Raw genomic sequence first — 26950 nt, 5'->3', positions numbered from 1 at the left:
GCAGCACCAACATGCTTACCGCCCGCTGTTTAGTTACAAGCAACCTTTCTGTTGATAGAGGCTGATACTTTTTTATCACTTTATAAATATTTTGTAACCTCATAACATTATCTCATGCCTGACCTTGTTGACACTGCTATTAACGCCGGAAATTTCAATACGCTGGTGAAGGCGGTTGAAGCTGCAGAACTCCTAGAGATATTCAAAAGTCCTGGTCCCTATACAGTTTTTGCACCCACGGATGAAGCGTTTAATAAGCTACCACCTGGAACTTTAGATTCATTGCTGCAAGACATCCCCAAATTAAAAAATATTCTCATGTATCATGTAGCCTACGGGGATGCTATGCATGAGGATTTAATTGAAATTGACCATGCTGAAACACTAGAGGGGTCAATTGTGGCAATTGATTCTGCTGATGGTAAAGTGAAAGTCAATGACGCCAATGTCGTCAAAACTGACATTATTACCGACAATGGCGTCATCCATGTTATTGATGCAGTGTTGATGCCTGCAATCATTGCAGGAAAATAAAAGTGCAATCTACTGCACTCCTGCAAGGGTAGGAGAAGTCAACAACTAGGGGTGTAAGGGTGTAAGGGTGTAAGGGTTCCCATCAATAAATTGAGGGGGTTGATTTTTGACGCCATCAACCAAGTACTACCTATCTCGGTTGATATTTTTCATATTTTCCATTAATGAATTAAGGGGCTTGGAACCTTAAACTTCGGGGCTAATTACCCCTATACCCCTACACCCCTACACCCCTTTCATTTACCCTACACCTATAATGGAGCCTGAGCGTGGAGGAAGACTTAAAGTCAGACTCTTAGATTCTCCCTCAACACTCCACTCTACGTGTGCAGCGCCATACAAAAGCTTATTAGGTTGAGTGTTCAAATTTGTAATCTCAACATTTCCTTTTGCTTCAGCAGTACCAACGTTAACCGCAACAATCAATTCTTCTGTTCCCAAAACTCGCGCAAAGATATAGAGTGCTCCTTGAGCATATAGGACTTTGTAATCGCCTGTACGCAAACATGGGTAAGCGTGTCTTATGGCAATTAATTCGCGATGAGTCTTGAGAATTTCCCTATCCCAATTAGCTTCTAGTGGAAAACCACGTCGAGAGTCTGGATCAATAGCTCCTGGTAAACCAACTTCATCACCATAATAGATACTGGAAGCACCAGGAAAGGTAAGAAGCAGTAAAGTTGCTAATTCTGAACTTGCTTTATCACCACCAGCAATCGTCAGCAAGCGTGCTGTATCGTGACTCGCAAGTAGATTTAGTTGAGTCAGTTGAATCTCCCAAGGGTAAAGTTTCAAGAGTCGTTCAATTTTCTCAGCATACTCAGGCGCGAACAACGGTGGGTAGGGTTTGTAGTCGCGGCTTTGTACTTGTTCCATGACGACGCGATCGCCAGCGGTAAAACCAATAGTCGGTCCCGCAAACAAATAATTCATCACCCCATCAAATTGAGTTCCATCCAACCATTGACGGGAGTCTCCCCAAACTTCGCCGACAATATAAGCTTCGGGATTAATTGCTTTGACTCGCTGACGGAACTCTTGCCAAAAACCAGGAGTTCTAATTTCAAAAGGCACATCCAACCGCCAGCCGTCAATGCCGAATTTAACCCAATATTCGGCGATTTCCATGATATACTCTCGCACTTGGGGGTTATCATGATTAAACGCTGGCAGCGCTCGATTGTCATTCCAACCCACATAATTGGCAGGAAATTCACCATTGTAAGCAGAAACGGGCCAGCCCTCTATCTTAAACCAATCTACCCAAGGTGAATGAGGGCCATTTTCCAAAACATCGTGAAAAAAGAAGAATCCACGACTAGAATGGTTAAATACTCCATCCAGAACAACTTTGATATTCCGTGCGTGAGCAGCGTCTAGCAATTCCTTAAAAGCCGGGTTACCACCCAGCATTGGATCAACTTGATAATAGTCGTGTGTGTGATAGCGGTGATTGCAAGCTGACTGAAAGATCGGTGTGAAGTAAATGGCATTAATTCCCAGGTCTTGTATATAATCTAACTGCTCTAGAATCCCCCACAAATCTCCTCCCTTATAACCTTGGAGTGTAGGCATAGCTTCCCAATCTTCCCAAGCAGCATTTTGTAAAAGCCGTTTCCGGGGTTGTTTGCTTTTGGCAAACCGATCTGGAAAGATTTGGTAAAAAACAGCGTGTTTAACCCAGTCTGGTGTTTGAATATCCATGAATCACTCTTTATTTCTCCACAGCAATAGTTGCAGATCTCTGGCTCTTACGGCTCACACTTGTGGTAGAAAATTTAACGATTCATCACAAGACTGGCTTATTTGCCTACTTCTTCACTTCCTGATTTTCCGGTGGTGTGTTTTACCTAAAACATACTGTACTGTAGGCTCACGGTTAATGTGGAGAAACTAGCCTCAGTCCTATCACACCTATGACAATTAAGCCAATGCAAGTGAGGCGGCGCACTTCAAGAGGTTCTTGAAATAAAACTATACTCAACAAAACCGTACCAACAGCTCCTATACCTGTCCAGATAGTGTAAGCAGTTCCAAGCGGTAGTGTACGCAGGGCTTTAGACAAAAAGGTGAAACTGAGTATCATGAGGGTAATAGTGGCGACACTGGAACCAAACTTAGTAAACCCTTGTGCATACTTCAAACTAATTGCCCACCCTACCTCAAATAAACCAGCAATAAAAAGATAGATCCACGCCATGTGCTCGTTCCAATACATTACAATAATAAAAAGTATTTGAAAATACATTTTTTTAATGCACTTTCATATATCTTCTACCCCCTGTCTTAAAGTTAGTCTATGTAGCTGAAAATTGCTGTAAGTGTCTATGTTTAAAAAGCTAGGATAGAGCTTTTTTTCAACGAGTCTTCAAATTTGTTCAAATTTGAGCACAGTTTTGTCTAAAACTGCGTCCGGTGAAACAGTATTTCATGCTTTTGGTTAGGTAAAATCATCTATCATCTCAATTTTTTCAAGGCAAACTGGCTACGTCATCACTTGACTATAGTCATTTAGTGTCTATCAACACCAAAAGGTTGTGTTACATTAACTACTGAAATAACCGACTCCTTAAACAACTGAAGTTGATATACTAACTTGAGCGATTGCCTTGACTTAACTTAACGTAGGTATGCAAATACTGCGCGGCAGGAATGCAAATGGATTGGATTAGCTTACTAAAGGCTCAACAAGCTGATTTCCTTCAACGAATCAAAAAACCTAAGACTTACGATCTTTTTTTGCTGGAAAGTCAAGTCAAAGGTTGCCATAGCGAAATTATGGCATTTTGGGGCGAATCATTGGCAAAACTGCTGGAGATTGCTTGCAAACAAGCAGAAATTATCGCCAAAAATCCCCCTCCGACACCGCCTGAATATCCTGATTCTCCTGACTGGGCAATTCCCTTTCCAAGATACTTCCAGCACCAAGCGGAAGATTATCTTTTGCGAGAGCAAATTGTTGACCGAGTCATGGGCGATCGCCTAGGCAAGCAGGTGAAAAAAGTGGCACAAGATAGCTTGAACAATATAGTTCTAGATGATGAGGGAAATTTACGTGGTGAAAGCAAATTTCCCTACGTGCTTAGCTTAAATCCCAAAGTCAGTCTTCAGGTTTATGCTGCTGATGGAGAAAGTTTTAACAGTATCAAAAAAGACAAAGTTAGATGGTCGATCACACAAGAAGATTTAAAAAATCATCAAGTCTTAATTTTTCTATGTTTGTTTTACCCATTTACTGGTCAAAGAGGTTATGAAAAGCAAGTGATCGTAGCAGGTTTTTTACCCACAAATCAAATTGAATTTAGTGAGCCAAAACTACACATTACCCCAAGTCAGTTGTTGTACGCGGGAGGGCTGAGTTGGTATTTAGAATCACTGAGTACTCAAAAAGATAAGCTACGAGTCTTGAATGAAATTGTGATCACAGAAACAATTCAGACTTTACCATCAGACCATCCACTCAAGACAATAGTAGGTGAATGGGAATGCTGGCAGACCTTAAAAGGACATACCAGGGGAATTAATTGCCTAGCTTTCAGTCACAGGGGTAACAATGGGAACACATCTCCTCTTGTGGCAAGTGGTAGTCGTGGGGAGACAAAGCTATGGGATTTGACCAAAGGTGAGTTAGTAGGGACATTATCAGAACATCCTTGGATTTTTTCTGGGTTAGTTGATGAAGTGAATTCGCTGGCTTTCAGTCCAGATGGGCAGACATTAGTCAGTGCTGGTGCAGACTCCACAATTAAACTTTGGCACGTAGGGGCACAAGACTTGATTGATATTTTGCACAAGCATAATGGAATGGTGCGGTGTGTTGCCTTTACTCCAGATGGACGAATGTTAGCAACTGGGGGCGATGATAGAACAATTATGTTTTGGGACTTGATGCAGCGTCAGGTTGCTACTGCCTTATCTCTAGAAGATACAGCAGCCCATTCACTAGCGTTGAGTCCTGATGGACAAACTCTGATTACAGGGAGTTACCGCAAAATTAAAGTCTGGCGTATCTGCCAACAGGAAAGTCAGATACCTTTCGCTCCTGAGTTATTGCACTCGTTTACAGGTCATTCCCATATTATTCGTTCCTTGGCTGTCACTATGGATGGCAAAATTTTAGTCAGTGGTAGTCGAGATAAAACGATTAAAATTTGGCACTTAGAAAATGGGGAATTACTTCACACCCTCAACGGACACAGGGACGGAGTATACGCTATTGCGTTGAGTCCTGATGGACAAATTATTGCCAGTGGCAGTGCAGATAAAACGATTAAGTTGTGGCACCTAGAAACGGGAGAACTGCTGGGTACATTTACAGGTCACACACATACAGTTACGGCATTAGCTTTTACTGCTTCAGGAGAACTATTAGTGAGTGGGAGTTTAGATAAGACGATTAAAATTTGGCAGCGAAGTTAAGAAAACAACCATAAAGACGCAAAGGACACCAAAAAATTCTTTGTGCCTTTGTGTCTTTGCGCGAGTTTTCACATTTTTTATTGTCTGTAGGGAACTCTAAAAGGTATGGTCTTCGTTCTTTCAAAAGAGAAAAATATAACTTCTAGTGGCACCATCCGACCGGTTTCTATCCCCTTTGTGCATAAGTTAGTCTCACTCTCCACTATTAACAATCAGAAGGAACACAAACAAGCTAAACCTTTGGCTCAACTTAATAGATGGGTTTTATCTCAGCTATTAACTTGATATCTCTTTTTTTCAGTAAACTCTCATTAACTTTGATTATCCACTATGAAACTCAACAAAAAGCAACTTGATTTACTTGGAACTTTCCTGGGTGTTGTTGCAGGTGTTTCCACTGTCCTCACTACCCAAGGGGTTATTGATCAGAAAGTTGGCGGTAGCGTTGGTGGTATTGCTACTGTTTTGCTAGGGGTTGTTGTCCAAAGACCGACCGATGCAGAACCAACTACTCAACAAGTAGAACAGGAAGAAGTCAAACAAACAAAAGTTTAACGAATATTGCGACTGCAACAAAGCACAATGCCGTAATGGGCTATTGGGCAATCAACTATTACTAACTTTATATAAATCAACCAGTTGAAGACATTTGTAGTTACTTAACTGTGATTTGAGGTCAGTTGCAGGTGAAAAAATTTAGGCGAAAAAAAGCGATCGCCACACCTTAGAGCGATCGCTTTTCAATAATCAATATAGATTCAATCCAAAATCCCTAAACCAACAAACTTTGCATCAAGGGCTTATCTTCTGATAACTTACCCGTCCGCAACCATTGCGCTAGTTCAGCGGGTGCTTTGGCTTGGTTGAAGCGTTCCCACAGTTGTGCGCCTTCCAGAATTTCCTTCTGCAACAGATCCTGTGCAGTCTCCTCCAGTAAGTCGCGGTTTTCTTGCAAAATAAGGCAATATGGTGAGCATTATCTACTATCTGCTTCACCTCGCAGTCAATTTCTTTGGCGACTTGCGGACTAATTGAACGACGCAGGTTACCATATCCTTCAAGAAACTGCTGTTGAGGTTTTTCAAATGCCACAGGATCAAGTTTTGGTATAAAATAATGTTGTTCTAATTACTCAAAGGTTTTGAAATAGAACTATGAAGAAACGTCTTGTAGTTTGTTGTGATGGAACCTGGCAACAGTTAACAAATCCTTACCCAAGCAATATAGTTAAACTGGCTCAGTCCGTGAAACCGATCGCCAATGATGGGGTTCCACAAGTCATATTTTATGACGCAGGCATTGGAACCGAGAGTCAAAAGGTTTTAGGCGGAGCTATGGGACTAGGAATCGATGCAAATATTGAAGATGGCTACCGATTTCTTAGCCTCAACTATGTTAAGGGTGACGAAATCTATCTGTTCGGCTTCAGTCGTGGTGCTTACACAGTTAGGAGTCTAGTGGGGATGATCTATTGCTCTGGTCTTCTAAGCCGACCCCATGTCACCAAAACACATGAAGCTTACGAGCTTTATCGTAGTCGGGGTGTTAAACCTAAGGATCAGGAAGCAAAAGAATACCGTAAAACTTACGGAGAGAGCGTGCCGATCACCTTACTCGGTTGTTTTGACACCGTCGGTGCCCTTGGTATTCCTGGAATACCCGCCTTCAAACAGTTGAACGAGCAGCTGAATAAGCGGTATAGATTCCATGACACGACTTTAAACAAAGATGTTCAGAATGCATTGCACGCTATGGCGATCGACGAAATGCGCGAAGTCTTTGATGTAACTCCCATGAAAAAGAATCCTGACGCCGAAAACCAGCGAGTGATTCAAAAGTGGTTTCCAGGTGCGCATGGTTGCGTTGGCGGTGGAACCGAAGAATACAGGGGGTTATCAGATGCTGCCCTACAGTGGATGATTGACTCCATCGGTAACCTAGGATTGGGGCTTGACTTAGATCCAAGTGTGATTCCCACAGGCATTAACCCGGATTATGAATGTGACTTTAAAAACGATGCTGGATTCTTTAAATTGGCAGGAATCAAGTTGCGTGAAATCGGCGATGTTATTGAAGATCTTCATGAAAGCACGGTTAACCGTTTGAAAAGTCGCCAGGACTATCGACCCAAGAATCTCCAAAAAATTCTCGACAAACTGAATGATGTGAGTTCTTGACATTAACTCCCTTTTAGCAATAGCGGGGGATTCTAGATTGAATCAGTCCATTCAATACATCATGTGAAAAAAGAGAGGAAAAAACAATTATGGCTGGAAAAAGAGACACATCTAAAGACGGATTAGACAATAAAATTCAAACATTCGTTTTAACAAATTTTAAAGGTGTTTGGAAATTTGTACAAAGCAATCAATCTCTGGCACGCAAAGTTAACAAAACTCTAATCAATAGTCTCATCTACAAAATTCCTACTCGTCCTAATCCCTACAGTATGATGACTCTAGATGAGCAGATTCCTGATACTAACATTCAGAAGAAAACTGATACTTATACTTCCTGGGAATCACTCAATGATCGCACTTATATTGGACGGCATTTACCGCCTGATCCAAAGTTGAACTCCCAGAAGAATTTGCCTAAAGTCGAAGATTTGGCGATTTTATTTCGTAAAAGAGATGGTAAAACGATTTATTCTAGCAAATCGACTATGCTGTTTCCCTATTGGGTGCAGTGGTTTACCGATAGTTTTCTCCGCATCGATCACAACCAGGGTCATAAATTAAAAAATACTTCAAACCATGAAATTGATTTGTGTAATGTTTATGGTTTAACCAGAAAACAAACACATCTTTTAAGAACCTTTCAAGGAGGTAAATTCAAAACTCAAAAACTCAAACGTCAAGATGGCATAGAAGAAGAATATCCCTTGTTTTACTATGCTGATCCAGCACAGGGTAAAGTTGATCCTCAATTTAACGGTCTTTATGAACCCGTCAATGATGAAAAAAGACAGCCTCCAGACAAAAAACAATATCTGTTTGCGATGGGAGTAGAACGAGCAAATGTGCAAATTGGCTATGTCATGCTCAACACTCTATGTATCCGGGAACATAATCGTCTTTGTGATGAGTTAGTACGCAGTTATCCAGACTGGGATGATGAACGCCTCTTCCAAACCGCGAGAAATATTCTCATGGCGATTATTTTAAACATCATTATGGAAGAGTTTATTAACCACATAACTCCCTATCACTTTAAGTTGTTTGCCGATCCTGCGGCTTTTACGAAGGAAAGTTGGTATCGTCCCAATTGGATGACAATTGAGTTTGATTTTGTTTATCGCTGGCATAGTTCAATTCCGGATACCTTTAAGTATGACGGCAAACCAACCCATATTGCTGCATCTCTCTGGAATAATAAGATGTTTATTGATAAAGGTTTGGGGGCATTAATGGAGGAAACTTGTTCCCAACCAGGTACAAGAATTGGTTTATTCAACACTCCTGATATACTGGTTGAATTAACAGAGTTACCCTCTATCAGATTAGGACGACAGCTACAATTAGCAAGCTACAACGATTATCGAGAAATGTGTGGTTTCCCCAGAGTGACCAAATTTGAGCAGATTACTGGCGATGAATTTGCTCAAGAGAAACTCAAAGAATTATATGGTGATGTTGATAATATTGAGTTTTATGTGGGAATCTACGCCGAGGAGGTGCGGAAAAATTCAACTATCCCTCCCTTAGTAGCACGCTTAATTGGAATAGATGCCTTTTCTGAGGCGCTGAATAATCCTTTACTCTCACCCAATATCTTCAATAAAGACACTTTTTCTCCTGTGGGTTGGGAAATTATTCAAAATACCAAGACTGTTTCAGATTTAGTGAATCGCAACGTTCCTCCATCAGACAAGAAGTACAAAGTGACTTTTGACCTTCAATAAATTTGCAAGATTTCACATCGGCTTTTAGTGCGATGCTCATGTGAGGCAAGCACTTTGTGCGATCTCCGCGTAATCGACTTTGGCGGGCACAAAGTGCCATCGCTCTTAACAATACCCCTTTAACTCTGTCACCAAAACAGAGGGGATTTTCTTACATTTTTCGTTCAAATACTAAGCTGTTTTGAAAAATGAAACTATTTACCGAATACCCAGAAAAAGACGAAGCCAAATATTGCGATCTCATGCGTGAACTCGTCAAAAAGAACATGGAAAATCTTTACGGAGGTGAGAAGAAAAAAACTGCAAAGAGAGACACCCATTCTAAAACCCACGCTGCTGTACAAGGAAGTCTAGAAATCTTTGACTTTGATGAAGCAGCAATTAAGCAGGAATTGAGCAAACGCACCTCATTAACTGAAGCTCAACTCAAAGCCATTTCCCTAAAACAAGGTTTATTTGCAAAACCCAAACAATATCCGGTTTGGCTACGATTTGCTAGTGGTGCGTTTTCAGTTAAGAATGATTATGAAGGAGATACGCGCTCAATGGCCGTAAAAGTGATAGGGGTAGAAGGAGAGCGATTATCACAAAGTCACGAGTTCCACACCCAAGATATTATTGTCCACAATACCGAACTCTTTTTTATTAGAACTATCAAAGACTTCCACAGCTTTTTTACGGGGGTTTATCGAGCAAAGCTGTCTCCGTTTCTTATACCGTTCATACTTTTATGGAAAAAGTTGCATCCCTACGAAATCTCACTTCTAGAAACCAGTTTCAAACGGTTTCCCAAGACTTTGCTCATAGAACGTTATTGGAGTGCTTCGGCGTATTCTTTGGGACTCAAATCTGATTTTGATCCATCCCAACCAGGTCGAGTTCCTGTGGAATATCCAGTTGTGATTAAATATGCATTTACTCCGGTTTCGAGTCAACCACCTCATCAACAGCTTCCTTTAGAGTCCAGATCAGAAAGTGAGCTTCAGCGTGCCAAAGCCTCAGGTTCAGAGGACAACTACTACCGAGAGGATATCATTCAAACTTTAGCAAAGCCTGATGCTGAATATTGTTGGGATTTTCAAATCCAATTTCAAACTAGCCCAGAGATGTCCATTGATGATAGTACCATTGCTTGGAATGAAGAGGAATCACCCTTTTTTACAATTGGTCGTCTAACAGTTAAGCATCAGAAGGTTAATTCTCCCAAAGAAAATGACTTTGGGGAAAATCTCAGTTTTTCTCCTGGGAATGGTCTAGCAGTGCATCGTCCTGTCGGTGCGATCAATCGATTACGGAGCATTGTTTATCCTATTGTTGCTGATGACCGTCACGAAAAACGAGGAGTCAAATATCAGGAACCAACTGTGTAAATTTTCGTTTTTAAAAACAATAGGTTCATAAAAAAGCGATCGCACTTCCTTTTGAGCGATCGCTTTTCAATGATCAATATAGATTCAATCCAAAATCCCTAAACCAACAAACTTTGCATCAAGGGCTTATCTTCCGATAACTTACCCGTCCGCAACCATTGCGCTAATTCATCTGGCGCTTTGGCTTGGTTGAGGTGTTCCCGCAGTTTTGGACCTTCGAGAATTTCCTTCTGCAACAGTTCTTGTGCAGTCTCCTCCAGTAAGTCGCGGTTTTCTTGCAAAATACTCAAGGCAATATGGTGAGCATTATCTACTATTTGCTTCACCTCGCGGTCAATTTCTCTTGCCACTTCGGGACTAATTGAACGACGCGGGTTACCATATCCTTCAAGAAACTGCTGTTGAGGTTTTTCAAATGCCACAGGACCAAGTTTATCACTCATACCGTAGAGGGTAACGGTGCGTTCTGCAAGGTCAGTCGCTTTTTGGATATCGTCACTCGCACCTGTGGACACTTTGCCAAAGACGGTTTCTTCTGCAGAACGTCCACCCAATAGGGTTGCAATCCGACCACGAATTTCGTCTTCTATCATCAAAAAGCGGTCTTCTTCTGGCATTTGAATGGTGTAACCCAAAGCACCAACACCACGAGGGACAACAGAGATTTTCTCGACTTTACCAGCTCCTGGCATCAAAGCGCCGATGATGGCGTGACCAACTTCGTGATAAGCAACTGTCTTTTTCTCGGTTTCGTTGAGAACGCGAGAACGTTTCTCCAAACCTGCAACAACACGCTCAATGGCTTCGTTAAAATCAGCCGTCGTCACTGCTTGTTGATTTTGGCGTGCAGCAAGGAGTGCAGCTTCGTTGACAAGGTTCGCTAAATCTGCACCAGCAAACCCAGGTGTTCTGATGGCGATCGTTGCTAAGTTCACATCATCAGCCAATTTGACATTTCTGGCATGAACTTTGAGAATCGCTTCACGACCAATTTTGTCAGGACGATCCACAACCACTTGACGGTCAAAACGACCAGGACGACGCAGTGCTTGATCTAGAATTTCCGGACGGTTGGTAGCGGCGATGATGATGACTCCAGTATTGGCATCAAAGCCGTCCATTTCGGTGAGTAACTGGTTGAGGGTTTGTTCGCGTTCATCGTTACCACCCATCATTGAACCACTACCGCGAGATTTACCCAGTGCGTCCAATTCATCAATAAAGACGATACAAGGCGCTTGTTGTTTTGCTTGCTCGAATAAGTCACGGACTCGTGCAGCACCAACACCAACAAACAGTTCGATAAATTCAGAACCAGAGATACTGAAGAAGGGGACAGCAGCTTCACCAGCAATTGCTTTGGCGAGGAGTGTTTTACCCGTTCCTGGAGGTCCAACCAGCAAAACTCCTTTTGGAATCTTCGCTCCTAAGTTTGTGTATTTCTCAGCATTTTTGAGAAAGTCAACAATCTCTTCCAGTTCGACTTTCGCTTCATCTACACCAGCAACATCCAGAAATTTTACACCAGTGCTACCTTCAGAGTAGATGCGAGCCTTACTTTTACCTACTGTCAGTGCAGCGGGACCACCGCCACCTCGATTGAGGAAAAAGCCCCAAATAGCAATGAAAATTAATGGTGGTGCAACCCAGCTTAAAACAGTGCCAATCCAACCATTTTGGTCTGGTAGTGGTGCGGCAAACTCTACCTTATTGTCGCGCAGAATTTTAGGTAAATCTAAGTCGAGCGCCACTGGTGTTGTTGCAAAGACTTGTTCTGTAGGTTTACCATCTGGGGTTTGGGTTTTAATCGCATACTCAATGCGATCGCCCCCCACAATCGCCCGTTCTACTTTTCCTGTTTGTACCTGAGCAATAAAATCGCTATAAGGAACTTGCGGTAATTTAGGACCAAAAAAGCTAGGAACAATCAAGTTCAGCAGAAAAAGAAGGGTCAATAGAATGAGTAAGCTACCACCAAACTGACGTATTTTTGGTAGTTTGATTTGACGTTTTTTCTTATTATTAGTTTCAACTGGCATTTGTTGATTTACCCTCCAATCTTTTTTCTATTGCTCGTTATTTGTTCTTTATTTATAGAAATAGCAAATAACTATCTCACGTTAATAAAAGAGCGAATAAACCACACAAAGCGATACCATCAAATACCCCTGCACCACCAATACTTAGAACTCCCGAACTCATTGCTTGAATGTCCTTCAGATGCAGTAAGTCAGCACCAATTAATGTTCCAAGAATGCCACCAGCAAAAGCAACGGGAGCAGCATGGTTTGCCGCAATTAACATTGCAGACAAAGCAGCAGTCAAAGGAGCCAGCAACGGATTCATTTGTATGCCAATTCCAGGGACAACACGTGCTGCATAATAGCTAACAGCTGTTACAATAGCTGTTACTAATAAAATAGCGAGAGCGTTTCCTTGTGTAAATTGATAAAGTGCCAACAACACAGGGATCAAGCCTCCCCCCACATTCAGAGCTATCACAGTATAACGTTGTACTTTCCCAAGGGGTATACCCCAATATTCCCTCACCCACAAAGAAGCAAGGTCATTTGCCACTGTTACAGAGGATTCGGTACGGTACAAAGGGACATTGATGGTACTGGTCAATATCACTAGCGTAAATAATAAAGTTGCGATAGATGGGGAAAACCCTAATTTTGCAACTGCAATTCCCACCACGTCTACTGCTACAACAAACGAAAAAAAAGGTAGCAGCAATAATAACACCAAAAATAGCAGCAGCGACACTGGCAAGTAAATCATGGCGGTTTACAATGCAGAGTGTTGTCTGTTGCTCTGCTTAAATTTATTTTAAAGAATGAGACATATTTTTCTATTTCGTGTCTCCCCCCCCAGATAAATGTGAATTGCCGTACTTGTTATGCAAAATCAGCTTGGATTTGTTTTCAAAGTGTTTCTTCTCTCGGCTGGACTGTCAGCTTTGATTAAGTATATTCTTCCGAATTTATATATTCCACCCACAGCAACCAACGCCCTCGTGATCGTTTTTTTGCCGAGCGTCATTCTGACAAGTGTTTTCTTATGGCGACTCCAACGACGGCAAAATTAATCAAAAACCTGTAGGCGGGAACTGCTAGAATTAGCTAGCCTTACTGCATTAAGAAGAAGAAGCAGTTCGTCAACAGCCAGGAGTTAGGTAGTGAATCTAGGTCAATGGATAGGGTTAATCGCTTTAGTTATTTCTTTATATATTCTGTGGCAGATTCGGGAAGTCCTGTTGCTGATGTTTGCCGCAGTTGTCTTAGCAACTACCTTAAATCGACTGGCTAGAAGGTTCCAACGCTCTGGAATGAAGCGTGGAATTGCGGTTTTGTTATCAGTAGCCATTTTTCTCGGCTTGATTGTACTCTTCTTCTTCGTGGTTGTACCGCCTTTTGCAAAGGAGTTTCAAGACTTAACATATCAAGTACCCAAGGGTTTGAATCGTTTTAATGGTTGGTTTGACGAATTCAGATCTCGCATTCCTGACGAAATCATTCCATATATACCTGATGTCAACAGCCTGACTCAACAAGCACAACCATTTATTAATCGAGCATTGGGCAACTCTTTTGCCTTTGTATCCGGTTCTTTAGAAGTTGTTCTTAAGATTTTGTTGGTGCTAGTTTTGACAGGGATGTTATTAGCAGATCCCCAAGCTTACCGCAAAGTATTTGTACGCGTGTTCCCCTCATTTTATCGGCGGCGGGTAGACGGAATTTTAGATAAATGCGAAGTGTCGTTGGAAGGATGGGTAACCGGCGCTTTAATTGCTATGAGTGTTGTGGGACTGATGAGCTTAATTGGCTTATCAATTTTGCGCGTGCGTTCAGCACTGGCTTTGGGAGTTTTAGCAGGATTTTTGAATTTGATTCCTAATCTAGGTCCGACACTGAGTGTTGTACCAGCAATGGCGATCGCACTTTTGGATGCTCCCTGGAAAGTTCTTGCAGTATTCATTCTCTACTTTATCATCCAGCAAGCTGAGGGCAATTTCATTACGCCCGTTGTCATGGCGCATCAAGTGTCGCTGTTACCGGCTGTCACCTTGATTGCTCAGTTGTTTTTTGTCACATTCTTTGGTTTTCTAGGCTTGTTTCTTGCACTACCCCTAACAGTTGTGGCTAAGATTTGGGTGCAAGAAGTGTTAATTAGAGATGTTCTAGATCAATGGGGTGAGAAATCTCATATAAAAACTGAGTTTGTGCTTGTTTCTGATGAGCAACAAACAGATAAATCTGCCCAAAAGAAGGCTAATGATGAGGATCAGCCAATTAGTCAATAGCCTGTAATATAAAAGCTTTTTCTGCCAAAAAAAAAATTGACAACGCGCCTATCATCGCCCCATCCTGACAGGCGTATTTGTACTCTTGGCAATATGCTTTGCGTCAAGCCTCCGGCTTATCGCCTGACCAGTTCGCACACTACTTCTGGAGTATAGCTTTTGTTAGTGCCATTCGTCTATGAGAGCAGTGTCTAACTGGGGTTGACATTTTTATGTCACATTCGGTAACTAAGCTAAAGATTACGACAAAGGCAAAGACGAAAAGCATTTGAAAATTACCTAAAGAGGAATAATCATGAATCAACTCCGTATTAAAGTCCCAAGCAATAAACGCTCTTCAAACAAAGGGAAATTTTTGGTATTGACAAAAAACACAATCTGTAAAATAAATTCCTCGCCCAAAGATATCTGGAAAACAGGAATATACCTAAAGTAGATAAAAAAATTTCCACTAAAGCTTAAGCTTTTATTCAAGTTGTTTACTCCTGGCTAACTACCAAAATTCCAGGTAGTTTCTTATATGGCAACAAAAGTAACAGTGCCAAAACCTACACTTTCAACAATTGACGCAATTGCCTTGATTGTTGGGATGGTGGTTGGTGTAGGCATATTTAAGACACCAGCCTTAGTTGCAGCAAATGTACAGAGTGGAGGTATTGCACTACTAGCATGGTTACTAGGTGGAGGGATGTCTTTGGTTGGTGCACTCTGTTATGCAGAGTTGACCACCGCTTATCCTGATGCTGGGGGAACTTATCATTATCTGATGCGTGCTTTTGGCAGAAGCCCTGCGTTTTTGTTTGCTTGGGCGCGGATGACTGTGATTCAAACTGGTTCGATTGCTCTACCAGCCTTCGTGTTTGGGGATTATGCATCTGAATTATTACCTTTAGGGGAATACTCTTCAGCCATTTACGCTATAGGTGTGGTCATTTGCCTGACAAGTTTGAATATTGTAGGTGTGCAGCAAGGGAAGTGGACTCAGAACTGGCTAACGGCAGCAAAAGTCCTGGGTTTAGTGCTAATAATTATTGTTAGTATTTTCTTTGCTCCACAAGTACCGCCAAATACATCGACTACAGCTACTCAAAACGCCGCTTTTGGTCAGGCAATGATTTTTGTGTTGTTAACCTATGGTGGTTGGAATGAAGCTGCCTACATTTCAGCAGAAGTACGAGATGGCAAACGCAACATGGTGCGTGTTTTGTTAGGAAGTATTGCCATCATCACAGTCATTTTTGTGTTGATTAACCTAGCATTCATTTACGGCTTGGGACTTGCAGGTTTGGCTTCATCGTCAGCACCAATAGCTGATTTGATGCGTGGCGCTGTTGGAGAAAATGGAGCAAGATTCGTCAGCTTCTTAATTGCGGTTTCAGCCTTAGGTGCAATCAATGCCACCATTTTTACTGGTGCCCGTACTAACTACGCTTTAGGGCGTGACTTTCGGAATTTTTCATTTCTGGGACGTTGGCAAGAAAGTACTGGTACCCCAAAGAATGCCTTGCTGGTTCAAGGAGCAATTTCCTTAGCACTGATAGTACTAGGTGCCTTAACTCGCAAAGGTTTTGAAACAATGGTAGATTACACAGCTCCAGTGTTTTGGTTGTTTTTTCTCCTGTCTGGGGTAGCATTACTGGTTCTGCGCTCCCGAGAGCCAAATGTGCCTCGTCCTTTCCGTGTGCCTCTTTACCCTTGGACACCATTGCTATTTTGTGCAATTTGTGCATACCTACTATACTCTAGCCTAACTTATGCAGGTATTGGAGGTATCACTGGAGTGATTATTCTTTTAACAGGTATTCCTTTACTGCTCCTCAACCGTCAACGAACTACTTCCAAAAATCTTTAAATTCATGGAGAGATATATCATGAAATTACAAGCAACTTTAAAGGTTTTGTTTGCAACAGTCAGTGTAAGTAGCCTAATGTTGGCTGGTTGCACTCCGCAAGAGCAACTGAATTCCCAAGCACAGAATGAAGCATCTCCTTCTGCTGTAGAAGTTCAGCAAAGATCTACACCAAGTGCCCAACCTGCGGGACGGACACCTGATGTTGTGTACGTACCAACACCTCCGGAAGTCGTCAATAGAATGTTGACAATTGCTAAGGTTGGCAAAAATGATGTTCTATATGACCTTGGTAGTGGAGATGGACGAATTCCCATTGCTGCAGTACAAAAATATGGTGTCAAGAAGGCTGTTGGTATAGATATTGATCCACAACGCATCAAAGAGGCTAACGAAAATGCTCAAAAAGCAGGACTCACTGGCAAAGTGCAGTTTCTCCAGCAAGACTTATTTACTACTGATTTTAGTGATGCAACAGTAGTAACTCTCTACTTGCTACCTGAACTCAATGTCAAGTTGCGTCCGCAGCTCTTAAAACTTCCACCTGGTACCCGTATCGTGTCGCACGCTTTTGATATGGGTGAATGGAAACCTGAGAAAACCGAGCAAGTGGATGGAAGAACAATTTACTTCTGGACTGTTCCAAAACAAATTCCGGCGAATTTACGGCAGTCAACTCCTAGCAGTTAATTGACGTAAATTCAACAGGTTTCAAGCAGTATAAAAAAGACTTTCATGAAATAAGAACGTAAAACAAAGCGGAGTCGAGCGCGATGAAAACAATTTATCTCGCCTCGACTTAACTGAATTTGCTGGACAAGCTTTGCTTTGAGGTGATAAGATATAAATCCTAATGTTGCTTAGGGTGACTAGCTCAACGGTAGAGCAGTGGACTCTTAATCCATTGGTTGCGGGTTCAAATCCCTCGTCACCCATTTTTTGAATCCAGGTTGTACATTAACTAATTATTTGTCACTGTTAACAGATTAATGTCATTTTTCACTAATTCTTGTCATTGTTAACAGATTGACTGACAAAAACTGTCTAAATCGCTGGAGATTTGAATCCGGCATTACTTTCTATTAAGAACATCATCACAAAGGTGACGGTCATCCTTAACATTGGGGTTATTGTTCAGATAATCAGAAGCCCAATCACAACCACGTATTAATAAGTTATCCAAATCCATATTCCATAGTATTACTGTGTTGTCATCACTACCAGTGGCAATCGTCTTGCCATCCGGGCTGAACACCACACTATCGACAGAACCGCTATGCCCCTTAAGGGTATGCAGTTCCTGCCCAGAGAGATTCCATAGCTTCATGGTGTTGTCAGAACTACCAGTAGCAATCGTCTTGCCATCCGGGCTGAACACCACACTTAAGACTAAATCGCTATGCCCCTTGAGGGTATGCAGTTCCTGCCCAGAGAGATTCCATAGTTTTACTGTCTTGTCTGTACTACCAGAAGCAATCGTCTGACCATCCGGGCTGAACAGCACACTCCAGACTGCATCGCTATGCCCCTTAAGGGTATGCAGTTCCTGCCCAGAGAGATTCCATAACTTCACGGTGTTGTCTTCACTACCAGAAACAATCGTCTGACCATCCGGACTGAACACCACACTTGTGACTACACCGCTATGTCCCTTCAGGGTATGCAGTTCCTGCCCAGAACGATTCCATAGTTTCACCGTGTTGTCTCTACTACCAGTGGCAATCGTCTGACCATCCGGGCTGAACACCACACTTGTGACTACACCGCTATGCCCCTTGAGGGTATGCAGTTCCTGCCCAGAGAGATTCCATAGTTTTACTGTCTTGTCAGAACTCTTAGTAGCAATCGTCTTGCCATCCGGGCTGAACACCACACTCCAGACTGCATCGCTATGCCCCTTAAGGGTATGCAGTTCCTGTCCAGAGAGATTCCATAGTTTTACTGTCTTGTCTTTACTATCAGTAGCAATCGTCTTGCCATCCGGGCTGAACACCACACTATAGACTTTACCGCTATGCCCCTTTAGGGTATGTAGTTCCTGCCCAGAGAGATTCCATAGCTTGACGGTATTAAAACTCCAAGTAGCAATTGTCTTGCCATCCGGGCTGAACACCACACTATTGACTATTTCATTACCATCATTCCCCTTAAGCGTATGCAGTTTCTGCCCAAAGAGATTCCATAGTTTAATTGTCCTGTCCCAACTACCAGTAGCAATTGTTTTGCCATCCGGGCTGAACACCACACTTAAGACATAACCGTTATGTCCCTTCAGGGCATGCAGTTCCTGCCCAGAGAGATTCCACAGTTTTACTGTCTTGTCATAACCAGCACAAGCAATTGTCTTGCCATCAGGGCTGAACATTACACTTGTGACTTGATTCCTATACCCCTTCAGGGTATGCAGTTCCTGCCCAGAGAGATTCCATAGTTTAACTGTCCTGTCCCAACTACCAGTAGCAATAGTCTTGCCATCCGGGCTAAATACCACACTTGTGACTTCACGCATATGCCCTTTAAGGGTATGCAGTTCCTGCCCAGAGAGATTCCATAGCTTCACTGTATTGTCTTTACTACCAGAAGCAATCGTCTTGCCATCCGGGCTGAACAGCACACTCCAGACTGCATCGCTATGCCCCTTGAGGGTATGCAGTTCCTGCCCAGAGAGATTCCATAGCTTCACTGTATTGTCTTTACTACCAGAAGCAATCGTCTTGCCATCCGGGCTGAACAGCACACTCCAGACTGCATCGCTATGCCCCTTGAGGGTATGCAGTTCCTGCCCAGAGAGATTCCATAGCTTCACTGTATTGTCTTTACTACCAGAAGCAATCGTCTTGCCATCCGGGCTGAACAGCACACTCCAGACTGCATCGCTATGCCCCTTGAGGGTATGCAGTTCCTGCCCAGAGAGATTCCATAGCTTCACTGTATTGTCTTTACTACCAGAAGCAATCGTCTTGCCATCCGGGCTGAACAGCACACTCCAGACTGCATCGCTATGCCCCTTGAGGGTATGCAGTTCCTGCCCAGAGAGATTCCATAGCTTCACTGTATTGTCTTTACTACCAGAAGCAATCGTCTTGCCATCCGGGCTGAACAGCACACTCCAGACTGCATCGCTATGCCCCTTGAGGGTATGCAGTTCCTGCCCAGAGAGATTCCATAGCTTCACTGTATTGTCTTTACTACCAGAAGCAATCGTCTGACCATCCGGGCTGAACAGCACACTCCAGACTGCATCGCTATGCCCCTTAAGGGTATGCAGTTCCTGCCCAGAGAGATTCCATAGTCTTACTGTGTTGTCATAACTACCAGTAGCAATCGTCTGACCATCCGGACTGAACACTACACTTGTGACTACACCGCTATGTCCCTTCAGGGTATGCAGTTCCTGCCCAGAACGATTCCATAGTTTCACCGTGTTGTCTCTACTACCAGTGGCAATCGTCTGACCATCCGGGCTGAACACCACACTCCAGACTGCATCGCTATGCCCCTTAAGGGTATGCAGTTCCTGTCCAGAGAGATTCCATAGTTTTACTGTGTTGTCTCTACCATCAGTAGCAATCGTCTTGCCATCCGGGCTGAATTTTACATAACTCCCTTCCAATCGGTTGTGTTCTTTTACTCCGTAAACAACTTGTTGCAAAGCAACAATTGCTTTTGTGCGGTTCTCTAAATCTACAGTATCACCATTTTTTTTCACGTTTATCCCAACTTTCAACCCGGATAATAAAGCATCTAGTTCATAGTTTGAAGCAAAAAGATTTTCCGTAGTGAGACTTTGAACTGAAACCTCTGCATTAATTCGTCGGTTTTCTGCTTGCCCCCATTGCCAAAAAGCAAATCCTAATAAAATCAAAGCAGTAACTAAACCACTAATCAACGCATTTGTGTTACGCCGCCGCCTGCGCTCTCGTTCCGACTGCTCTTTAGAACGCTGCTGTAGACTAGCACTAATAAAATCTAGCTCTTGGGGTGTCATTTCCTTAGTTCGCTTGTGCAACCATTCTTGAGCTACACCCAATGGCACACCCCGCAACAATGCCCCAGAGTCATAGTTACTATTCTTCCACTCAAGCACTGCCACTTTCAATCGTTCTTGCCAAAGGCGAAACTGACGGTTAGCGTTCATCCACTCTCGCAGAGTCAGCCATTCGCGGATTAGGGCTTCATGGACAACTTCTACTGTATCTTCCCCGGATTTTTCATCACGTCCGGTGACAACCAAACGGGCTGGGTATCCTGCTAAATAACTTACTAATCCCCAGTTTTCATCTCCAACTTCTGCACGGGTAGCGATGCGACGAGTGTCCTCTGTTCCTTCTCCTGGGCGCACTAATTGCACAAAAATTCGTGGTACGATATGCCGCTGTGTTTCGTCAAGTCGCTGATACACTTCCTCGGCGTGATTAGCCAAAGCTTTTTTTACACCCCCAATCTTGTCATAAGCTTGATGAGTTAACTTGCGCTTTTGCTGCAATGACCAAAGTCGGGTGAGGGCAAATTCCAGCAATGGCAGGTTCCCTGGCTCATTTCCGACATCATCTAAAATTCGTTGTGTTAATTGTGCATCTTTTTGGACTACCATTTTCTGGGCTGGCTGCTCAATTGCTCTAAGCAGTTCCTCACGATTCATTGAACTTAAGAATTTCGGTGTAAACTGTTCCAATGCATCACGAAATGGACGATACCCAAGCATAAAGCCGGAAAAATCAGCCCTTAAACTGAAGACGAGTGTAAAGTTGTCCAGATTAACTGCTGCCAACAGTGCATCAACGAAACGCTCAATCACCTCTTTATTCTGGCAAAGAGTGTAAAGTTCCTCAAACTGATCTGCAAACAGCAACAAGCGTTTATCAGTCTGGCGTTCATTAAGCCGAGATATCACCGTAGCTAAAGTGATTTTCCCAAGTTCCATATCTGCTGCTAATCCCACAGCTTCCCGCAGTTGTGCAGTTTCTCCAGTTTCTGGTTCCAATAAACGTACTAAAACAGAAGCTAACTGATAAAATGGTTTATACCCAGGACGAAATGATTCAATCAACCAGTTGCCAGCAATCCGCAGTTGAGGAAACAACCCCGCATACACAACAGAAGATTTTCCACTCCCACTAGGACCAATTACTCCTACCAAGGGCTGTTGGTTGACGGCTTCAATCAAACCATTGACAAACGTTTCCCGTCCAAAAAAGAATGCTGCATCATTTTCCGTAAATGCAGCTAATCCAACATATGGATTGGGAGGAACAATGTCAAATAATGGCTGAACAACACCAATTTGGTCTTTTTTCAACAAAACCGGAGTTTGCTGCTCTAAATAATTCATTAAAACCGAGCGACCTAATTTATAAGCAAACTCTATCTGTTGTCCAGCGGCTAAAGTATCGTAAAATGCTACAGAGAATGCGATCGCTGCTTTATCCCCAATCGTTCGGTTCATGCCAATCACATAGTTGACGTGCTGGCTGATGGCTTTTGCTTGCACTTCGCTATAACAAGCATTGAGAAGTACGCACTCAACTCCCTTTGTAGCAAATAACTCAAACATACTGGAGAGCGCATCTGCGTTGAGAAACGCTGGTTCGTCTGCTTCATTTTCTAAGACAATGCCATCAACTCCTGCACCATGCCCACTAAAGTGAACAATCTGGGGTTGGTAATCTAAAATCGCTCGGTAAAAATCACGCTGACGTACTGCCCACTTTTGCTCTAACTTGAACTGCTCACGTTTATTCCCTCGTTTCAACCCTTCATCAATTTCCCGTATTTCTTTATCCAATTGCAACCTAGAAGTTCCTGCCGGATTGGCTGCCAAAATCAAAATTGTTTTGACATAACGGTTGTTATCATCATCAGGTTGGGGAGAGTTCATAGAACAAGGGTCAATTTTTATACGATCATAATCCAAAGGTGCTATATGAAAAACACTTATACATATAGGAATCCTATTTGATTTTTGAAACACACGTAGGTGGGCACTGCCACTAAAACCCGAATATAGTGGGCAGGATTTGATTAGCAGTGCCCACCCTACACTACTTACTTATATGAAAAACATTTATACATAATTCTTATAGATGAAACTGAAATCAACTTATGCACCAGTCATTGCGACTAGAGGGAACAGGGAACAGGGAACAGTGAACAGTTATCAGTTATCAATTGCTTGATAACTGATAACTGATAACTGGTTAACATAAATTGTACTTAGTTGAGCAAAAATCAAAGAAAAATCCTATAGCAAACTTAATTTTTTATCAAAAATTATCACTTCTTTGCAATACTTAACTAATTCATTAATGAAAAATAGTAAACATAGATTAAAACTAATAAATTTAATAATTATTCGTTAAGCTCATCAGTCAGAATTAAGAGTAAGCTGAAATTAATGAAGCCTAGTTGGAACTTTAGGTAACTAGGCGTAAATAAACTTAAATGTCATTGTCAATTGTCATTCTTTCAGGACTTGTACTATTGACTATTGATTAATGACCAATGGCTAATTCCCAAAGCAACCTGAACAACAAGACGCCATGATGATAGAAAAAATTTTGCTAGCTGTCTCTGGATTGGGTCATGCAGAAAAAATGCTCAAAACTTTGGCAGACGTCCCCTCAATTCAACGGTCAAAAGTTACAGTTTTGCATGTTGTTCCCCACCTATCTTCTGCTGAAGCTATGACAACAAAGTGGGAAGAGGGTGGCAAAATTCTGGCTAATGCAATCCAGTATTTGAACTTAGATCCCAGCAAAGTTTCTTCGATTTTACGGCAAGGTGATCCTAAACGTGTTGTTTGCGAGGTCGCGGACGAAATCGACGCTGACTTGATTATTATGGGTTCACGCGGACTCAAGCGGTTGCAATCGATTTTATCAAACTCAGTCAGTCAGTACGTTTTTCAATTATCTTCTCGCCCCATGTTGCTGGTGAAAGATGACATTTATGTCAAAACAGTCAAGCGCGTTATGGTGGCAATGGATAACTCTGATGCTGCAAAACGTTGCTTGAGTTTGGCTTTATTCTTGCTACGAGATATTAAGGGAGGAGAGTTAATTCTGGCTAATGTTAGCACAGATTTACGCGGCAAAGAATCTCAAATCACTGAAATTAGTCCAGAAAAAAATCCTATTTTAGCTGCAGCTTATGCAGAAGCTAAAAAATATGGCGTGCCAGCTCGTTGTTTTATCAGCAGTGGTAAACCAGGTGAAGAAATTTGTCGCTTGGCAGATGAACGCAAGATAGATTTATTATTGCTCGGTTCTCCAGATCGGCGTCCTTCAATTGCCAAGAATTTGGTCGATATAGACCGACTTTTGGGATCTTCTTTATCTGACTATGTTCGAGTTAATGCTACCTGTCCTGTATTATTAGCGCGGACGGTAGATTAAAGTTACTGCGGTTGATAAACAAAACCCCTACACAGGCAAGTGTGGGGGTTTTCGTGTGATTGACAAAATAGGTCTTAACTATCTTTTTTCCTGTTAATCAGCCTTCGCGGCTAGCAGTTTGGATGTAAAGAATGAGTAAAAAAACAGCGGGGACTAAAACGAACAAAATGCTCGCCACGAACCCCAGGTCATTAACTTGCATGGAAAGAATGCCTCTCAATGATATCCACTAGACAATTTAAGGATATCATTATCTCAGGTTCAAGGAGTTATTTCTTACCTGCTAATTATTCACCCTTAAGGCTTTGTTACCACACTAACTGGACCATTAACTAAGGTTTGGCAAGCAAGACGACAGTTTTCAGGCTTTTTCTTCAATAATCGATTTTCCGTATCTGTACGGGGTGAAAGATTTTCCATTCCTTCGACGACTTCGACAACGCAGCAGCCACATTGACCGTTGCCTCCACAATTCATCATCTTGCCAAAGACTTTATATATATCTACGTTGTTTTGCATGGCTTTGAGCCGTAGATTCGCAGCATTTGCCGCTACGACTTCTTTATTTTCTTTGACGAATGTGATATTACCCATGCCTGATACCTCTTTTACTGTAAGCCTGAGTGCGAAGCTAAGTTTTGACTAGCTTTAAGAATGATGTATTATCTCTTGTTTTATATTATTACGTAATATTAATAAATGTCACTTTCTGTAAGACTTATTCCTTTTGATTTGCATAAACTACAAACACGTGCTAAATGCACAAAGCATTCTCAACAAGACCTAAAAAACCGGGTTTATCAACGAAAAGTTAAGCTTTTTAAGTGGTGTCATTCTCAAGAAACCCGGTTTTTGACTCTGGTGCAAGATGTCAGAACCTCTGTTCTACCCGATTCAAAACTGCTGTAAAAGTGGGGTAGGCAATGCCCACCCCACTTGATATCTCATATTTTTATAATGGCGAAAACGCGATAATTGCGCCCACCAATTTTATCTAAAACCAACCGCTGCTTGCCAAACGAAAGCCAGCAACAAGAAGAACAAAGGAATGAGTGGTAGAACATCTACCAGAGGGTCGAAGATTTGGTAAGCTTCAGGCAATTTTGCTAACAACAATGCTGCTTCCATAATTTTTTAAATCCACCTATCCAACACAGCTTTCAGAATTGACAAGTATCTTAACACGGTTTAGTCCTCTATTAGTCCTGAGTCTTTATCTACTGAACACTCGCCACTTTCTGGAGTCAGCCATTGGGCAAATTCTGTAAGAAATCGGTCTTCTAATATTGCCTTGCGTATTCTTTGGGTAAAGCGAATGAGTTCAGTGATGTTGTGAATACTTAACAAGGTGTAAGCCAAAATTTCTTGCGATCGCACCAAATGAGACAAATACGCACGGCTGAAGTTTTGACACGTGTAGCAAGGGCATGTTTCATCTAAAGGCGTAAAATCTTCACGAAACCTTGCATTCTTTAAATTCCAGCGATCGCCTTGCACCATCGCTGTACCATGTCTCGCCCAGCGAGTGGGAATCACGCAGTCAAATAAATCTACACCTGAGGCGATCGCGATCGCTATCTCCCGATAAGTCCCGACACCCATCAAGTAACGCGGTTTTTCTGGTGGTAGCAGTGGCGCTGTTGCTTGGACAATTTTTGCAATCAGTTCAGGCGGTTCGCCGACACTCACGCCACCAATAGCATATCCCGGCAAATCTAACTTTGTTAAAGCAATAGCCGCATCACAGCGCAAATCAAGATACACTCCTCCCTGTACAATCCCAAACAATGCTTGATCACTACGTTGATGCGCCACAACACAACGTTCTAGCCAACGGTAAGTTCGTTGCGTCGCTGCTTCCACATCTTCCCGACTGGCTGGGTAGGGCGGACACTCATCAAACGCCATGATCACATCTGCTCCCAGAATATTCTGAATCTCAATCGAGCGTTCTGGTGTTAAGTTAATAATTTGACCATCATGGGGTGAGCGAAACGTGACACCTTCTTCACTGATTTTTCGCATTTCGCTCAAGCTGAAAACCTGAAACCCACCGGAATCAGTCAGAATTGGACCATTCCAGCCCATAAATTTGTGCAGTCCTCCACCTCCAGCCACAATTGCTTCACCTGGTTGGAGGTGCAAATGATAAGTATTGCACAATATCATTTGTGCTCCTGTATCCTGGAGTTGGGCTGGAGTTAAAGTTTTGACATTTGCCAAAGTCCCCACTGGCATAAATCGTGGAGTTTCCACCGGACCATGAGGAGTAAAAAAAACCCCGGCTCTAGCTTTGGTTTGGCTACAGCTGGCAAGATGTTGAAAAGAAAATTTTGCACTCAAGATAGAATTAACCTTTATCAAACGCTCAGCACTCAGCGTCAGCTTTTTAGCTCACTGGTTATCCTAATTTAACTAGCTGTGAAACCTTTGAGCAAAAACAGAAACGATAACTGAGGAAGCCTCACAGCAAATCGGAGTTATCGTCATCAAATTCCGCATCCCATCTAGCTGATAGCACCTGCTCCATCATCACCTCTAGATCGTTGATATTCAAGGAACGCTGTTGGCGTTCTTGAGCGGGTGTCGAGAGGGGAATCAGTCGCAGACACACCCCCTCTTGTACTAAGTCAAAGTAAGTTTCTTTTTCTTTTGACTGTTTAAGTTCCAAGTAATCAAAACTGGAAATATTCAAGTAAAGAGCATGATTTGCGATTAGGGTAGAGCGTTGTGGATTGGCAAACACTTCCATAACATCTCCCTCACCCTCACTCTGCAACTGACCTTGGTAAGTGTAGATGTAGCGGACACGACCTAAATCCGACAGCAATCGTCGCATATCAAGTTTCTTCACAACAACGCCTGTGTTGATAATGCACGGAGCTGGTATCTTCGCATTAGGTAGATGATGAGTCATAATCAAACAACTTCAAGAGCGCAGGTGAGATGTAACGCAGTCAAGCAGCCAACCAATTTTGGATTTTGGATTTTGGATTTTGGATTGACTCCACCCTAAAGGTGAGGAGCTTGAAGAATTTGGGATTTGGGATTGAAGAATTGATTCCGTCCACCGAAGGACGAGGCTTGTACCGAAAGGGCCCCCAATCTAAAATTTCAAATCTAAAATCTAAAATCGTTTCGCTTAAGGCAACAGCTTCTTTACCCTCTACATT

At 42.5% G+C, this 26950-nt stretch carries 20 protein-coding genes, 1 tRNA gene and 1 pseudogene; 11 read left to right on the top strand and 11 right to left on the bottom strand.

Annotated elements, in window-relative coordinates; all coding sequences use genetic code 11:
• The first annotated feature begins 114 nt into the window (after window positions 1–114).
• The gene (locus DP114_RS22030; protein ID WP_169267402.1) at window positions 115–534 is read left to right on the top strand and encodes a fasciclin domain-containing protein; all 420 of its coding nucleotides are present in this window, start codon (window positions 115–117) and stop codon (window positions 532–534) included.
• Between the two features lie 240 nt (window positions 535–774).
• Here DP114_RS22030 and DP114_RS22025 read toward each other — a convergent pair whose 3' ends face one another.
• Both DP114_RS22025 and DP114_RS22020 read right to left on the bottom strand, forming a co-directional pair.
• Window positions 775–2238, bottom strand: a complete 1464-nt coding sequence (locus DP114_RS22025) for a glycoside hydrolase family 13 protein (protein WP_169267401.1) — start codon at window positions 2236–2238, stop codon at window positions 775–777.
• 175 nt (window positions 2239–2413) lie between these two features.
• Window positions 2414–2734: a DMT family transporter gene (locus DP114_RS22020; protein ID WP_169267400.1), complete on the bottom strand. Its 321-nt coding sequence runs from the start codon at window positions 2732–2734 to the stop codon at window positions 2414–2416.
• Window positions 2735–3192: 458 nt separating this feature from the next.
• Between DP114_RS22020 and DP114_RS22015 the strand changes: the two genes are divergently transcribed.
• Window positions 3193–4953 carry a WD40 repeat domain-containing protein gene (locus tag DP114_RS22015; protein ID WP_169267399.1) on the top strand — a complete coding sequence of 587 codons (1761 nt, stop codon included), beginning with the start codon at window positions 3193–3195 and terminating at the stop codon, window positions 4951–4953.
• A gap of 330 nt (window positions 4954–5283) precedes the next feature.
• On the top strand, window positions 5284–5508 hold the full coding sequence (locus DP114_RS22010) for a hypothetical protein (protein ID WP_169267398.1): 225 nt from the start codon (window positions 5284–5286) through the stop codon (window positions 5506–5508).
• A gap of 217 nt (window positions 5509–5725) precedes the next feature.
• Here the strand turns inward: DP114_RS22010 and DP114_RS22005 are convergent.
• A pseudogene (locus tag DP114_RS22005) lies at window positions 5726–6057 on the bottom strand (ATP-dependent zinc metalloprotease FtsH); the annotation flags it as partial.
• Between the two features lie 50 nt (window positions 6058–6107).
• On the opposite strand from DP114_RS22005, the gene DP114_RS22000 reads away from it, so the two are divergent.
• The 3 genes from DP114_RS22000 to DP114_RS21990 all read left to right on the top strand — a co-directional run bounded on the left by DP114_RS22000 (window position 6108) and on the right by DP114_RS21990 (window position 10227).
• Window positions 6108–7130, top strand: coding sequence for a DUF2235 domain-containing protein (locus tag DP114_RS22000; RefSeq protein ID WP_169267397.1), 1023 nt, complete (start codon window positions 6108–6110; stop codon window positions 7128–7130).
• An 89-nt stretch (window positions 7131–7219) separates the two neighbouring features.
• Window positions 7220–8857, top strand: a complete 1638-nt coding sequence (locus DP114_RS21995; RefSeq protein ID WP_169267396.1) for a peroxidase family protein — start codon at window positions 7220–7222, stop codon at window positions 8855–8857.
• A gap of 188 nt (window positions 8858–9045) precedes the next feature.
• Entirely contained in the window at window positions 9046–10227 is a 1182-nt protein-coding gene (locus DP114_RS21990) for a catalase family protein (protein ID WP_169267395.1), read from the top strand.
• Between the two features lie 98 nt (window positions 10228–10325).
• Here the strand turns inward: DP114_RS21990 and ftsH are convergent, their stop codons facing one another.
• Window positions 10326–12266 carry an ATP-dependent zinc metalloprotease FtsH gene (gene ftsH / locus DP114_RS21985; protein WP_169267394.1) on the bottom strand — a complete coding sequence of 647 codons (1941 nt, stop codon included), beginning with the start codon at window positions 12264–12266 and terminating at the stop codon, window positions 10326–10328.
• Window positions 12267–12342: 76 nt separating this feature from the next.
• On the bottom strand, window positions 12343–13011 hold the full coding sequence (locus tag DP114_RS21980) for a DUF1614 domain-containing protein (RefSeq protein WP_171977135.1): 669 nt from the start codon (window positions 13009–13011) through the stop codon (window positions 12343–12345).
• 397 nt (window positions 13012–13408) lie between these two features.
• On the opposite strand from DP114_RS21980, the gene DP114_RS21975 reads away from it, so the two are divergent.
• The 4 genes from DP114_RS21975 to DP114_RS21960 all read left to right on the top strand — a co-directional run bounded on the left by DP114_RS21975 (window position 13409) and on the right by DP114_RS21960 (window position 17318).
• Window positions 13409–14533, top strand: coding sequence for an AI-2E family transporter (locus DP114_RS21975; protein WP_171977134.1), 1125 nt, complete (start codon window positions 13409–13411; stop codon window positions 14531–14533).
• Between the two features lie 520 nt (window positions 14534–15053).
• Complete coding sequence (locus tag DP114_RS21970; protein WP_171977133.1) at window positions 15054–16385, top strand: APC family permease; 1332 nt, start codon at window positions 15054–15056, stop codon at window positions 16383–16385.
• 19 nt (window positions 16386–16404) lie between these two features.
• Entirely contained in the window at window positions 16405–17073 is a 669-nt protein-coding gene (locus DP114_RS21965) for a methyltransferase domain-containing protein (protein WP_171977132.1), read from the top strand.
• A 173-nt stretch (window positions 17074–17246) separates the two neighbouring features.
• Window positions 17247–17318, top strand: a tRNA-Lys gene (locus DP114_RS21960).
• 137 nt (window positions 17319–17455) lie between these two features.
• Here the strand turns inward: DP114_RS21960 and DP114_RS21955 are convergent.
• A complete protein-coding gene (locus DP114_RS21955; protein ID WP_171977131.1) occupies window positions 17456–22261 on the bottom strand; it encodes an nSTAND1 domain-containing NTPase in 4806 nt (1601 codons plus the stop codon).
• Window positions 22262–22925: 664 nt separating this feature from the next.
• Between DP114_RS21955 and DP114_RS21950 the strand changes: the two genes are divergently transcribed.
• Window positions 22926–23777 carry a universal stress protein gene (locus DP114_RS21950; protein ID WP_171978262.1) on the top strand — a complete coding sequence of 284 codons (852 nt, stop codon included), beginning with the start codon at window positions 22926–22928 and terminating at the stop codon, window positions 23775–23777.
• A 97-nt stretch (window positions 23778–23874) separates the two neighbouring features.
• Here the strand turns inward: DP114_RS21950 and psbM are convergent, their stop codons facing one another.
• From psbM to DP114_RS21925, 5 genes are all read right to left on the bottom strand, one after another.
• Window positions 23875–23979 carry a photosystem II reaction center protein PsbM gene (gene psbM, locus DP114_RS21945; protein WP_169268598.1) on the bottom strand — a complete coding sequence of 35 codons (105 nt, stop codon included), beginning with the start codon at window positions 23977–23979 and terminating at the stop codon, window positions 23875–23877.
• Between the two features lie 95 nt (window positions 23980–24074).
• Complete coding sequence (locus DP114_RS21940; RefSeq protein ID WP_171977130.1) at window positions 24075–24371, bottom strand: 2Fe-2S iron-sulfur cluster-binding protein; 297 nt, start codon at window positions 24369–24371, stop codon at window positions 24075–24077.
• A 396-nt stretch (window positions 24372–24767) separates the two neighbouring features.
• Window positions 24768–24905 (bottom strand): photosystem II reaction center protein K, encoded by a 138-nt coding sequence (locus DP114_RS21935; protein ID WP_048868254.1) that lies wholly within the window; start codon window positions 24903–24905, stop codon window positions 24768–24770.
• A gap of 60 nt (window positions 24906–24965) precedes the next feature.
• Window positions 24966–26120 carry a tRNA guanosine(34) transglycosylase Tgt gene (tgt, locus tag DP114_RS21930; RefSeq protein ID WP_171977129.1) on the bottom strand — a complete coding sequence of 385 codons (1155 nt, stop codon included), beginning with the start codon at window positions 26118–26120 and terminating at the stop codon, window positions 24966–24968.
• Between the two features lie 121 nt (window positions 26121–26241).
• Complete coding sequence (locus DP114_RS21925) at window positions 26242–26694, bottom strand: hypothetical protein (RefSeq protein WP_169268595.1); 453 nt, start codon at window positions 26692–26694, stop codon at window positions 26242–26244.
• Window positions 26695–26950: the final 256 nt, after the last annotated feature.

Source organism: Brasilonema sennae CENA114 (genome assembly GCF_006968745.1).
Classification (GTDB): domain Bacteria; phylum Cyanobacteriota; class Cyanobacteriia; order Cyanobacteriales; family Nostocaceae; genus Brasilonema; species Brasilonema sennae.
Note: the sequence above shows the minus strand (reverse complement) of the source record. Positions and strands in the feature narration are given on the sequence as shown.

Coding starts and splice junctions, on each gene's coding strand:
- DP114_RS22030 (WP_169267402.1), top strand. CDS start 115: ATGCCTGACCTTGTTGACACTGCTATTAACGCCGGAAATTTCAATACG.
- DP114_RS22025 (WP_169267401.1), bottom strand. CDS start 2,238: ATGGATATTCAAACACCAGACTGGGTTAAACACGCTGTTTTTTACCAA.
- DP114_RS22020 (WP_169267400.1), bottom strand. CDS start 2,734: ATGGCGTGGATCTATCTTTTTATTGCTGGTTTATTTGAGGTAGGGTGG.
- DP114_RS22015 (WP_169267399.1), top strand. CDS start 3,193: ATGGATTGGATTAGCTTACTAAAGGCTCAACAAGCTGATTTCCTTCAA.
- DP114_RS22010 (WP_169267398.1), top strand. CDS start 5,284: ATGAAACTCAACAAAAAGCAACTTGATTTACTTGGAACTTTCCTGGGT.
- DP114_RS22000 (WP_169267397.1), top strand. CDS start 6,108: ATGAAGAAACGTCTTGTAGTTTGTTGTGATGGAACCTGGCAACAGTTA.
- DP114_RS21995 (WP_169267396.1), top strand. CDS start 7,220: ATGGCTGGAAAAAGAGACACATCTAAAGACGGATTAGACAATAAAATT.
- DP114_RS21990 (WP_169267395.1), top strand. CDS start 9,046: ATGAAACTATTTACCGAATACCCAGAAAAAGACGAAGCCAAATATTGC.
- ftsH (WP_169267394.1), bottom strand. CDS start 12,266: ATGCCAGTTGAAACTAATAATAAGAAAAAACGTCAAATCAAACTACCA.
- DP114_RS21980 (WP_171977135.1), bottom strand. CDS start 13,011: ATGATTTACTTGCCAGTGTCGCTGCTGCTATTTTTGGTGTTATTATTG.
- DP114_RS21970 (WP_171977133.1), top strand. CDS start 15,054: ATGGCAACAAAAGTAACAGTGCCAAAACCTACACTTTCAACAATTGAC.
- DP114_RS21965 (WP_171977132.1), top strand. CDS start 16,405: ATGAAATTACAAGCAACTTTAAAGGTTTTGTTTGCAACAGTCAGTGTA.
- DP114_RS21955 (WP_171977131.1), bottom strand. CDS start 22,261: ATGAACTCTCCCCAACCTGATGATGATAACAACCGTTATGTCAAAACA.
- DP114_RS21950 (WP_171978262.1), top strand. CDS start 22,926: ATGATAGAAAAAATTTTGCTAGCTGTCTCTGGATTGGGTCATGCAGAA.
- psbM (WP_169268598.1), bottom strand. CDS start 23,979: ATGCAAGTTAATGACCTGGGGTTCGTGGCGAGCATTTTGTTCGTTTTA.
- DP114_RS21940 (WP_171977130.1), bottom strand. CDS start 24,371: ATGGGTAATATCACATTCGTCAAAGAAAATAAAGAAGTCGTAGCGGCA.
- DP114_RS21935 (WP_048868254.1), bottom strand. CDS start 24,905: ATGGAAGCAGCATTGTTGTTAGCAAAATTGCCTGAAGCTTACCAAATC.
- DP114_RS21925 (WP_169268595.1), bottom strand. CDS start 26,694: ATGACTCATCATCTACCTAATGCGAAGATACCAGCTCCGTGCATTATC.